General features: G+C 52.4%; 10 protein-coding genes, 1 tRNA gene and 3 rRNA genes. 4 read left to right on the top strand and 10 right to left on the bottom strand.

Annotated features, from left to right (window positions below; translation table 11 throughout):
- Positions 1-83: 83 nt before the first annotated feature.
- The 4 genes from rrf (WH277_RS28590) to rrf (WH277_RS28575) all read left to right on the top strand — a co-directional run bounded on the left by rrf (WH277_RS28590) (position 84) and on the right by rrf (WH277_RS28575) (position 697).
- Positions 84-199, top strand: a 5S ribosomal RNA gene (gene rrf, locus WH277_RS28590).
- A gap of 107 nt (positions 200-306) precedes the next feature.
- Positions 307-422, top strand: a 5S ribosomal RNA gene (gene rrf, locus WH277_RS28585).
- A 48-nt stretch (positions 423-470) separates the two neighbouring features.
- A tRNA-Thr gene (locus tag WH277_RS28580) sits at positions 471-546 on the top strand.
- A gap of 35 nt (positions 547-581) precedes the next feature.
- Positions 582-697: ribosomal RNA gene (gene rrf / locus WH277_RS28575) — 5S ribosomal RNA — on the top strand.
- Between the two features lie 176 nt (positions 698-873).
- On the opposite strand, the gene WH277_RS28570 is transcribed toward rrf (WH277_RS28575), so the two are convergent.
- The 10 genes from WH277_RS28570 to WH277_RS28525 all read right to left on the bottom strand — a co-directional run bounded on the left by WH277_RS28570 (position 874) and on the right by WH277_RS28525 (position 10,870).
- Positions 874-1,635, bottom strand: coding sequence for an amino acid ABC transporter ATP-binding protein (locus WH277_RS28570; RefSeq protein ID WP_133844197.1), 762 nt, complete (start codon positions 1,633-1,635; stop codon positions 874-876).
- Between the two features lie 8 nt (positions 1,636-1,643).
- Positions 1,644-2,747 (bottom strand): amino acid ABC transporter permease, encoded by a 1,104-nt coding sequence (locus tag WH277_RS28565; protein WP_133844195.1) that lies wholly within the window; start codon positions 2,745-2,747, stop codon positions 1,644-1,646.
- A gap of 12 nt (positions 2,748-2,759) precedes the next feature.
- Positions 2,760-3,938 (bottom strand): amino acid ABC transporter permease, encoded by a 1,179-nt coding sequence (locus tag WH277_RS28560; RefSeq protein WP_133844193.1) that lies wholly within the window; start codon positions 3,936-3,938, stop codon positions 2,760-2,762.
- Between the two features lie 68 nt (positions 3,939-4,006).
- Positions 4,007-5,032, bottom strand: a complete 1,026-nt coding sequence (locus tag WH277_RS28555) for an amino acid ABC transporter substrate-binding protein (RefSeq protein WP_133844191.1) — start codon at positions 5,030-5,032, stop codon at positions 4,007-4,009.
- A 348-nt stretch (positions 5,033-5,380) separates the two neighbouring features.
- Positions 5,381-6,301 carry a kdo(2)-lipid IV(A) palmitoleoyltransferase gene (gene lpxP / locus WH277_RS28550; RefSeq protein ID WP_133844189.1) on the bottom strand — a complete coding sequence of 307 codons (921 nt, stop codon included), beginning with the start codon at positions 6,299-6,301 and terminating at the stop codon, positions 5,381-5,383.
- Between the two features lie 395 nt (positions 6,302-6,696).
- Positions 6,697-6,993, bottom strand: a complete 297-nt coding sequence (gene fis, locus WH277_RS28545; protein WP_000462905.1) for a DNA-binding transcriptional regulator Fis — start codon at positions 6,991-6,993, stop codon at positions 6,697-6,699.
- A gap of 25 nt (positions 6,994-7,018) precedes the next feature.
- Positions 7,019-7,984 carry a tRNA dihydrouridine synthase DusB gene (dusB, locus tag WH277_RS28540; protein ID WP_133844187.1) on the bottom strand — a complete coding sequence of 322 codons (966 nt, stop codon included), beginning with the start codon at positions 7,982-7,984 and terminating at the stop codon, positions 7,019-7,021.
- A gap of 307 nt (positions 7,985-8,291) precedes the next feature.
- Positions 8,292-9,173, bottom strand: a complete 882-nt coding sequence (prmA, locus tag WH277_RS28535; RefSeq protein WP_133844185.1) for a 50S ribosomal protein L11 methyltransferase — start codon at positions 9,171-9,173, stop codon at positions 8,292-8,294.
- Between the two features lie 10 nt (positions 9,174-9,183).
- On the bottom strand, positions 9,184-10,638 hold the full coding sequence (panF, locus tag WH277_RS28530) for a sodium/pantothenate symporter (protein ID WP_133844183.1): 1,455 nt from the start codon (positions 10,636-10,638) through the stop codon (positions 9,184-9,186).
- The gene (locus WH277_RS28525) at positions 10,628-10,870 is read right to left on the bottom strand and encodes a YhdT family protein (RefSeq protein WP_133844181.1); all 243 of its coding nucleotides are present in this window, start codon (positions 10,868-10,870) and stop codon (positions 10,628-10,630) included. The genes panF and WH277_RS28525 overlap by 11 nt, the downstream gene beginning before the upstream one ends.
- Positions 10,871-10,976: the final 106 nt, after the last annotated feature.

Here is a 10,976-nt window from a genome sequence, read left to right as displayed (position 1 = left end):
GCATACATAAGTATGTGACTGAGCTTACGAGCGCAGGCAATCAGCACAGCAAAAAAGACACAGGACAGAGCACAAAGAATTTGCCTGGCGGCTTTAGCGCGGTGGTCCCACCTGACCCCATGCCGAACTCAGAAGTGAAACGCCGTAGCGCCGATGGTAGTGTGGGGTCTCCCCATGCGAGAGTAGGGAATGACAAGGCGGCCAGTGAAGTGAGGGAAGGAGCATACATAAGTATGTGACTGAGCTTACGAGCGCAGGCAACGCAGTCAGAGCACAAAAGACACAGGACAGAGCACAAAGAATTTGCCTGGCGGCTTTAGCGCGGTGGTCCCACCTGACCCCATGCCGAACTCAGAAGTGAAACGCCGTAGCGCCGATGGTAGTGTGGGGTCTCCCCATGCGAGAGTAGGGAACTGCCAGGCATCAAACAACAAAGGGCGACATACGTGTCGCCCTTTAAAATTAAGTGTGCTGATATGGCTCAGTTGGTAGAGCGCACCCTTGGTAAGGGTGAGGTCCCCAGTTCGACTCTGGGTATCAGCACCAGTAATAAAGCGTGAGTTCGGTAAATCAAGAATTTGCCTGGCGGCTTTAGCGCGGTGGTCCCACCTGACCCCATGCCGAACTCAGAAGTGAAACGCCGTAGCGCCGATGGTAGTGTGGGGTCTCCCCATGCGAGAGTAGGGAACTGCCAGGCATCAAACAAAGAAAGAACCCCGACCGAAAGGCCGGGGTTTTTTTTCGTCTGCTGTTTGTCGGTGAGCGACTCTTCACTGGATAAACCTTATGCTTTCGCATAGGGCTTTTGTTGGGGCATAAAAAAGCCCCACCGATAAGCTGGCAGGGCATGATGACATTATTTATACCTATAAATCAGTGTATTACCTGAGACAGGAAGGCTCGGGTACGTTCAGACTTAGGATTAGCGAAGAACTCTTGCGGAGGGGCTTCCTCCACTATCTCACCACGATCCATAAAGATCACCCGGTCTGCCACGGTACGGGCGAAGCCCATTTCGTGAGTCACACACAGCATTGTCATGCCGTCTTCTGCCAGGCCAATCATGGTATCCAGCACTTCCTTCACCATTTCCGGATCGAGCGCGGACGTGGGTTCATCGAACAGCATAATTTTCGGCTTCATACATAATGAACGTGCAATCGCAACGCGCTGCTGCTGACCACCGGAAAGCTGCCCCGGAAATTTATGCGCATGCTCGGCAATACGTACACGCTCAAGATAATGCATCGCCAGTTCTTCGGCCTCTTTCTTCGGGGTTTTACGAACCCAGATAGGCGCGAGAGTACAGTTTTGTAAAACACTCAGATGCGGGAACAGATTGAAATGTTGAAACACCATCCCGACTTCGGTACGGACACGTTCAATATTGCGAAGATCGTCGTTAAGTAACGTACCATCGACGACGATACGCCCCTTTTGATGCTCTTCCAGATGATTAATGCAGCGGATCGTTGTCGATTTCCCGGAGCCGGAAGGACCGCAAAGAACGATGCGTTCACGGGGTTTAACCTTCAGGTTAATGTCTTTCAGTACGTGAAACTGTCCGTACCATTTGTTCACATTTTCGAGCGTAATCATCATCGCGTCGTCAGATGGGGTAATAATTTGAGTCATTTTAAACCTCAGTGCGGTGTACGCCCGGTGTGGAAGCGCTTTTCCAGATACTGGCTATAGCGCGACATGCTGAAACAAAAAATCCAGTAGACCAAAGCAGCAAAGACATAACCCTCGGTGGACATCCCCAGCCAGGCTGGGTCGACGGTGGCCTGCTGCACGCTGCTGAAGAGATCAAACAGACCGATGATGATCACCAGGCTGGTATCTTTAAACAGAGCAATGATGGTGTTAACGAGTCCAGGAATAACCAGCTTTAATGCCTGAGGCAGAATCACCAGCCCCTGGGTTTTCCAATAGCCTAAAGCCAGTGATTCGGCAGCTTCATATTGCCCTTTAGGCAATGCCTGCAGGCCACCACGCACCACTTCTGCCACATAAGCCGACTGGAACAGAATCACCCCGACCAGCGCACGAATGAGCTTATCGATAGAGCTGCCCTCAGCCATAAACAGCGGCAACATCACCGAAGACATAAACAGCACGGTGATCAGCGGCACACCCCGCCAGAACTCAATGAAAAGGACGCATAGCGTGCGCACCACCGGCATCTGCGAACGGCGACCGAGTGCCAGCAGGATGCCTAAAGGTAAGGCGCCTGCGATCCCCACAGACGCAATAATCAGCGTCAGGGTCAGCCCGCCCCACTGACGGGTTTCGACACGTTCCAGCCCCAGATAGCCGCCATACAGCAAGAACCAGACAACAATGGGGTAAATGACAGCCCAGGCGGCGATATAAGTGCCCCGACGCGGCAGCCTTTTAAGGAACATCGGTACAATCGACAGCAGACCGATCACCAGCGCAAGGTTGATACGCCAGCGTAATTCGTGGGGATACAATCCATACATAAACTGGCCAAAACGCGCATGGATAAACACCCAACATGCACCTTCTTTAGTACAGTCAGCACGCGTTTCACCCATCCAGTTAGCCTGGAACACCAGCCAGTTCAGCGCTGGAGGGATAACGGCCCAGATGACCCAGAGGCAGAACAGCGTCAGCAGTGAGTTACCCAGGCTTGAGAACAGATTTCTTCGTGCCCACAACACGGCACGTGACAATGTGCTGGTTGGTACGGTGGGCGTGTCATGAGTGGTAACAGTGGTCATAATCCCGTTCTCTTAGCGCTCAATGAGGGCGATTTTGCGGTTGTAGATATTCATTAACAGCGAAATCGACAGGCTGATGATGAGATACACACCCATGGTGATAGCGATCGTCTCGATGGCTTGACCCGTCTGATTCAATACCGTACCGGCAAACAGCGACACCATATCGGGATAGCCAATCGCTGCTGCCAGCGAAGAGTTTTTCACAATATTGAGATACTGGCTGGTAAGCGGAGGAATAATCACGCGCATTGCCTGTGGGATAATGACCTGACGCAGTGTGACCGGATTGGGTAAGCCGAGAGAACGCGCAGCTTCATGCTGACCGTACGGAACAGATTGAATTCCTGAGCGGATGACTTCAGCAATAAACGAAGAGGTATAGATCGACAGAGCCAGCGTTAGCGCCGCCAGCTCAGGGATCAGAACGAAACCACCACGATAGTTGAAGCCACTAAGTTCCGGGATATCCCAGTGCATTGGGCGGCCTGCTAGCAGCGAGGTGAACAGTGGGAACATAATCAGCATCACGATAGCCGCAGGCCATGTACGGCGCAGTTGTCCTGTTTTCAACTGATGCTGTTTGTTATAACGAAACAGACCGAACGAGATGACCAGTGCCAGTAGCACTGCAATCAGGAAAGGGCCGGTTCCCGCTGCATATTCAGGCCACGGGATATACAACCCACGGTTGCTGACAAACGCGAGATCAAAGGCATTCAGTGCCTGACGAGGTCCTGGCAAATTGCGTAACACAGCAAAATACCAGAAGAATATCTGCAACAGCGGCGGGATATTACGGAACGTCTCAATATAAATATTAGATATTTTCCGCAGCAGCCAGTTGTCAGACAAACGGGCCAAACCAATAAAGAAGCCGAGGAAAGAAGCAAAGACGATACACAGCGCAGAAACCAGTAGGGTATTGGTGAGACCCACCAGGAACACGCGAGCGTAGGTATCCCCTTCAGTATAATCAATCAGATGCTGGACGATACCAAAGCCAGCGCTACGTTCAAGGAAACCAAAACCGGAAGTAATGCCACGGCTTGCCAGGTTAATGATGGTGTTATGAATCAGATAACCCGCAACGGCCAGAACCGCGACGATCGCAATGATCTGGTAAAGCCAGGCGCGCACCGCAGGATTGCTGAATGAAAAATCCCTTTTTACGGTTGGGCGTTGAGACATGTTGAGACCTCAGTGACGAACATTCTGGCGTGGGCACCAGTAAGCCTGGTGCCCTGTAATCGTGGGAATTAACGTACTGGTGGTGCGTACTGAATGCCGCCATTGTTCCACAGGGCATTCTGACCACGAGCAATTTTCAGCTGGCTATCTTTACCGACGTTACGGTCAAAGACTTCCTGATAGTTGCCCACTTGCTTGATGATGTTATAAGCCCATTTGTTATCGAGCTTCAGGTCTTTACCGAAGTCACCTTCCGCGCCCAGCAGGTGAGCCATATCTGGCGTCGATGGTTTCGCCGTCAACTGATCAACATTCTTAGAGGTAATTCCCATCTCTTCGGCATTCAGCATTGCGTACAGAGACCATTTAACGATGGTGTACCAATCGTCATCACCGCGGCGTACAACCGGACCCAGAGGCTCTTTGGAGATCACTTCAGGAAGAACGATGAATTCATTAGGTTTGCCCAACTTGATACGCAATGCGTAAAGCTGAGACTGGTCAGAGGCGAGCGTGTCGCAACGGCCGGTATCGAGAGCTTTAGCTGATTCATCAGAACGGTCAAAGGTCACCGGGGTGTACTGCATTTTGTTAGCTTTGAAGTAGTCGGCCACGTTCAGCTCGGTATCCGTACCTGCCTGGATACATACTGTGGCACCGTCCAGTTCTTTAGCGCTTTTCAGACCGGCTTTTTGATGGGTCAGGAAGCCGATACCGTCGTAATAGTTTACGCCTGCGAAGATGAAGCCCATACCGCCATCACGGGAGGAGGTCCAGGTGGTATTACGAGAAAGGATGTCGACTTCACCCGACTGCAACGCAGTGAAACGCTCTTTTGCAGTCAGCGGGGTATATTTTACTTTTCCAGCATCACCAAACACGGCTGCAGCGGCAGCACGGCAAACGTCCACATCAATACCCGTAAATTTACCGTTGGAATCCGCATAGGAGAAGCCTGGCAGGCCATCGCTGATACCACACTGTACAAAGCCTTTCTTCTTAATGGCATCCAGTGTCGTGCCAGCATGGGCCTGATTTGCAACCGCAAACAGCGTAGCTGCAGCAACCATCGTCGTGAGCATCATCTTTTTCATAAAGCATCCTGTGTGGCGAATTCGTTTTGTTATGTTTAGCGCACGCTTTGGTGCACTTTGCCTGTCTGTGGCCGAAGCCATTCACTGCTTTGCAAAGGTAATGCCAGATTTGCATAGCCCTGAATTTGTTGAAAAGCGTTGCTAATAAAGGGGAGTTTCTTACAAGTAGTATTAATATCGCGCACCAGGAAGGGGCAAAAATAGCCGTGATGGTCACAAATAGTGCAATTAGTTTCACTATATGGAAGCAGTGTGAGGGCGGCGTCAGTTTTTGTTACTTAAATGTAAATAGTCTTGCGCAAACCAGCGCCCTGAGGCGCTGGTGAGAGAGAAAGAGGATAAGGAGGATTAATAGAGAGAACTGGCACCGGCAGGACGGGTTTTAAAGCGGCGATGCAGCCACATATACTGATTCGGCGCACGCATAATCTCGCGTTCAATTACCCGGTTCATATACTCGGCTGCCAGCTGTTCATTCTCGATCGGGTAATCCTGGAGTTCAGGCTGGATGACCAGTTCATAGCCGCTGCCGTCTTCTTTGCGGATCAGTACCACCGTGATCAATGCAGGTTTCGCCATACGCGCCAGCATCCAGGTGCCACTGGTAGTCGCTGCCTCTGGCACGGCGAACAGCGGGGCAAACACGCTCCCCTTCGGACCGTAATCCTGGTCAGGGGCAAACCACACCGCTTCACCCTGTTTTAGCGCCTGTACCATGCCGCGCAGGTCACGGCGATTAATCATCGCCTTGTTAGAACGCATACGCCCTTTGGTCTGTATCCATTCCATCAGCTTGTTATTGTGCGGGCGATACATTGCCATCATTGGCTGACAGATACCCATCGCGCGTCCGCCCAGCTCCAGCGACATAAAGTGCACGCCAATAATCAGCGCCCCGCGCTTTTCACGCTGCGCAGCCTGAAGGTTTTCCAGGCCGGTAACGCTGAACCAACGTTTCACTCGACGATCGGACCAGAACCAGGCCATGCCGGTTTCCAGTAATCCCATTCCCAGAGATTCAAAATTTCCGACGATACGGCGTTCAAGCTGCTCAGGGTCGATATCCGGGAAACAGAGCTCCAGGTTACGGCGGGCAATCGAGACGCGGCGTTTCATAAAACGCATGGAGGTACGGCCCATCCAGAGGCCCAGTTTGTTCAATACAGGATAAGGGAGCTGTACCAGCAGGAATAATACACTGACACCAAACCAGGTCAGCCAATAGCGCGGGCGCAGAAAGCCCCTGTGGAATTTTTGTGACGGCTTCATATTTACTCATTTAAGCATTAAGGGCAGAGAACCTGTAACGCATAATGAAGGCAATCAGTAGCGGTACAATCATTCAGACACCCATTCAGTACGTAGGTTTAGCCACGGCTCATTTTTGGCAGTAATTTACATTCAGGAGATGTTGCATACTGCGTTCAGAAGGTGAGGGCGGCGGGCCTGCGAAGGAATTTCAAGTACACGTGAGTTTACACAGGTTATCCTGCATACAGGAAGAGGTGAGCGGGATTTTTCTTGTGCGAAAAGGCCTGTCAATCTTCACCCATTCTCCACATCACCTACATAGTATGCGTCAGGGATGATGCGACTATCAATAAAAAAGCGCTTAGCCCTAAAGAGGGATAAGCGCTTTCGAAACAACATGATAGCCAGGGCTATTAGTTCATGCCGTATTTTTTCAGTTTCTTACGTAGTGTACCGCGGTTGATGCCCATCATCAGGGCTGCACGGGTCTGGTTGCCACGGGTGTATTGCATCACCATGTCCAACAGAGGCTGTTCTACTTCAGCCAGTACCAGCTCATACAGATCATTTACATCCTGACCATTCAGTTGAGCAAAATAGTTCTTCAGTGCCTGTTTGACCGAATCACGAAGTGGCTTTTGGGTCACCTGATCCTGTGAATTCACGGTAGATACGGTCAGTACGTCAGAATTTACGCGTTGTTCGAACATAGTTCTGTCAGCTCTTTATTTCTAATTACGCAAGATTTTCGAAGTATGCCTCCAACGCCTCCAGCTGTTCGCTGGCATCCTCTATGGCGTTGAATGTGCGCCGAAACTGGTCGTTTGGGGCGTGCTCCTGCAGATACCAGGAGACGTGCTTCCGGGCAATACGGTATCCTTTGCGGTGACCATAAAAGTCGTGCAGTTCCCGTAAGTGCCCGATGAGCAAGCGCTTTACTTCAGCCAGTGGCATCGGTGCCAGCAGCTCCCCAGTGTCCAGATAGTGCTGGATTTCCCGGAAGATCCACGGTCTTCCCTGAGCCGCCCGTCCTATCATCAGGGCATCAGCCCCCGTATAGTCAAGTACGGCTCTGGCTTTATGCGGGTCAGTAATGTCTCCATTCGCGATAACCGGAATGGATACGTTCTGCTTAACTGTCCGAATGCTGTCGTACTCAGCTTCGCCGTTGAACAAACACGCGCGTGTGCGTCCGTGAATTGTCAGGGCCTGAATACCGCAGCGTTCAGCCAATTGGGCAATCTCTACACAGTTGCGGTTGTCGCTATCCCAGCCAGTGCGAATCTTTAAGGTAACTGGTACGTCAACTGCATTCACCACCGCTAAGAGGATAGACTTCACCAGCTCAGGGTGTTGCAGCAGCGCCGAACCTGCCATCTTGCGATTCACTTTTTTGGCCGGACAACCCATATTAATGTCGATCACCTGCGCACCTGACACTGCATTGATGCGCGCGGCTGCCGCCATTTCTTCCGGGTCACAACCGGCAATTTGCACGGTACGAATACCAGGTTCGTCACTGTGTACCATACGCAACCGCGACTTATCGCTACCCCAGACTTCAGGGTTTGACGACATCATCTCGGAGACGGTCATACCAGCGCCCATTGCATAGCAAAGGGTCCTGAATGGCCTGTCTGTTATCCCGGCCATCGGGGCTGCAATCAAACGATTACGAAGCTGGTGATTTCCTATGCGCATGAAAAAAAAGTGACCATAGTGTGTCCGCAAGGCGGCGTATATTACGCATTTTTTCAGGAAGATGAAAGGCCAAACTTTGAACAATCCGCTGTTGCGGATCAAGGAATCATCGTACCTGGCAGCGGAATTAATATTATAATTATATAAAACAATGAATTAAAAAAATACGACGAAATTGTGTACAAAGATTTTTCTTTTTTTGTGACCCGGATAACAACATAAATCACGCCAGTTGAGCCGTTATTCGAGACATATGACGTGATGAACGTGCTGACACAGCTTATCCGGGCTGCGCCAGCCGGTTATTTTATCGGCGAATACCCGTAATGCGACACCACTCTTCTTTCTCTGCCACGGGATCCAGCGTGAAGGTTTCCGCGTAAGCTTCACATACGCTGTCAGCCTGACTGGCCAGCACGCCTGAAAGGCCAAGATGACCGCCTGTTTTAGGCAGGACGCTAATCAGCGGTGCCAGCTCGCGCAGTGGGCCTGCCAGGATATTCGCCACCACCACATCAGCAATAAGGTTGTCTGGTTGCTGGTGTGGCAGATACAGCGAGAGACGCTCTGATACGCCGTTACGTTGTGCATTGTCACGGCTGGCCTGAATTGCCTGCGGATCGATGTCAATACCGATAGCGGCAGCAGCACCCAGCTTCAAAGCAGCAATCGCCAGAATGCCGGAACCACAGCCGAAATCGATCACGGTTTTACCTTCCAGGTCCAGACCATCCAGCCAGGCCAGACAAAGTGCGGTGGTCGGGTGGGTGCCGGTACCAAACGCCAGGCCCGGGTCGAGCATCACGTTTACCGCAGTAGGATCGGGCACATCGCGCCAGCTTGGGCAGATCCACAGGCGCTGTCCGAAGCGCATCGGGTGGAAGTTATCCATCCACTCACGTTCCCAGTCTTTGTCCTCGATCTGCTCAATCTTATGGTGAAAACCAGCGCCCAGCAGCGGATGCTGTTCCAGCCCGGCAATCACATCGGGCATCTCAGTTTCAGCATCGAACAGGCCAATCACATCGGTATCACCCCACAGACGCGTTTCGCCCGGTAAGGGTTCAAACACCGGATTGTCGTGGGTATCCTGGAAGGTCACCGACACGGCGCCATTTTCAATCAGTGCATCACCCAGCTCTTCAGCCTGAGCGCCGGTGGTATTAAGCTTCATTTGGATCCAAGGCATAATAATCTCTTCATTCAATCGGAGTGTGGGCAGTCGTCGCCAGGGTGTCAGAGTGACCAAAACGGTTGCCAATAATAAAGGCCAGCAAGCTGAGTAACAGTGCCGGAACAATCGGGTGGAACCCCCAGGGTTGCAGCGACAGGCTGGCCAGCAGGGTGTAACAGGCCGCACCCGATACCATACTGCTCAGTGCGCCAGCCGCGTTGGCTCTTTCCCAGTACAACCCCAGCACCAGCGGCCAGAGGAATACGGCTTCCAGCCCGCCAAAGGCCAGCAGATTCAGCCAGATAATCATATCGGGTGGATTCCAGGCCGCCACCAGCAACAGGAGCCCCAGTATCAGCGTCACCAGCGAGGATAAGCGCTTCAACAGCGGTTCATTATCCAGCTGATGCGGTCGCATCCGCAGATAGAGATCTTTGACGATCGTTGCCGACGATTGTAGCAGCTGTGCGTTAATGGTGGACATGATCGCCGCCATCGGCGCCGCAAGAAAGATCCCGGCAGCCAGTGGTGGCAGTACCTGGATCATTAACGTTGGGATCACCTGGTCCGGGATCTGTAAATCCGGGATCACCGCGCGTCCTAAAGCCCCTGCGAGATGCATACCAAACATCAGAACGGCAACGACCACGGTGCCAAGCAGGATCGCCAGATGTACGGCTTTACTGTCTTTATAGGAGATGCAACGTACCGCCGTGTGTGGCAGACCAATAACGCCAAAGCACACCAGCACAGAGAAAGAGGCAAGGAATGTCGGGGTCAGAATGTTATCAACACCTGTCGATGACACCAGTTTTGGATCAATATGCTGTAGGGTTTCTACGGCCTTATGCATCCCGCCAGCGGCATGGATCACGGCGAACAGCAGCAGGAAGGTGCCTGCCAGCATCACCAGGCCTTGCATAGCATCATTAAGGACGCTGGCACGGAAGCCACCAAACGCCGTATACAAAGCGATGGAGATGCCAAAAATCAGCAGTCCGGTATCGTAAGGGATCCCCGCAGCGGTTTCCAACAGACGTGCACCGCCGATGAACTGCACGGTCATGGCACCAATAAATGCGACCAGCAGGCTGATACTTGCCAGCCAGACCAGCATTGGGCTGCGGTAGCGTGCATACAGCATATCGTTAAGCGTCACGGCATTATAACGCCGCGCCAGAATGGCAAACTTCTTACCCAAAATCCCCAGTGACAGCCAGACGGCAGGCACCTGTACCATCGACAGTAGCACCCATCCTAGTCCGTATTTATAGGCGGCTCCTGGGCCACCAATAAACGAGCTGGCGCTGATATAAGTGGTGGTCAGTGTCATGGCCAGCACGAAGCCACCCATTGAACGGCTGCCGAGGAAGTATTCACTCAGGAAGCTGCCCTCACGGCGCTGACGCATGGCGTACACAGAGAGTCCGGCAACCAGTAACAGGTAGCCAATTAGAGGCAAAATAATGTCAAGCTTCACCGTCATCCTCCAGAGGAATATCGCGGAAGATGACGCGAACCATCAGCCAGCAGAGAAAAATGAACAAACCGGGCACCAGCAGGCAGGCGATTTCAAACCAGTGCGGCAGTCCGGTGACACCTTGCACATCGTCCGGTAGCCAGGCTGACAGCGCCCAACAGGCAAGATAAGCCACTGCCAGCCAGAATGACCAGCGCGCTTCACGGTGGGCCTGAATAAAACGTTTTTCCATGCGTTTCTTCCCCAAAATAAGAAGGGGCCGAATAATCGGCCCCTCTGCATACAGCGAACTCTGCTGGCGGGTGGGGGTGCCCCCCCCCTCGGGCATGCCCGCCCCC

Origin of the sequence: Erwinia sp. MYb416 (assembly GCF_037479575.1) — a bacterium.
Classification (GTDB): domain Bacteria; phylum Pseudomonadota; class Gammaproteobacteria; order Enterobacterales; family Enterobacteriaceae; genus Erwinia; species Erwinia rhapontici.
Note: the sequence above shows the minus strand (reverse complement) of the source record. Positions and strands in the feature narration are given on the sequence as shown.

What these genes read in the sequence shown, in the direction of transcription:
- WH277_RS28570 (WP_133844197.1), bottom strand. Translation starts at nt 1,635, where the DNA reads ATGACTCAAATTATTACCCCATCTGACGACGCGATGATGATTACGCTC.
- WH277_RS28565 (WP_133844195.1), bottom strand. Translation starts at nt 2,747, where the DNA reads ATGACCACTGTTACCACTCATGACACGCCCACCGTACCAACCAGCACA.
- WH277_RS28560 (WP_133844193.1), bottom strand. Translation starts at nt 3,938, where the DNA reads ATGTCTCAACGCCCAACCGTAAAAAGGGATTTTTCATTCAGCAATCCT.
- WH277_RS28555 (WP_133844191.1), bottom strand. Translation starts at nt 5,032, where the DNA reads ATGAAAAAGATGATGCTCACGACGATGGTTGCTGCAGCTACGCTGTTT.
- lpxP (WP_133844189.1), bottom strand. Translation starts at nt 6,301, where the DNA reads ATGAAGCCGTCACAAAAATTCCACAGGGGCTTTCTGCGCCCGCGCTAT.
- fis (WP_000462905.1), bottom strand. Translation starts at nt 6,993, where the DNA reads ATGTTCGAACAACGCGTAAATTCTGACGTACTGACCGTATCTACCGTG.
- dusB (WP_133844187.1), bottom strand. Translation starts at nt 7,984, where the DNA reads ATGCGCATAGGAAATCACCAGCTTCGTAATCGTTTGATTGCAGCCCCG.
- prmA (WP_133844185.1), bottom strand. Translation starts at nt 9,173, where the DNA reads ATGCCTTGGATCCAAATGAAGCTTAATACCACCGGCGCTCAGGCTGAA.
- WH277_RS28525 (WP_133844181.1), bottom strand. Translation starts at nt 10,870, where the DNA reads ATGGAAAAACGTTTTATTCAGGCCCACCGTGAAGCGCGCTGGTCATTC.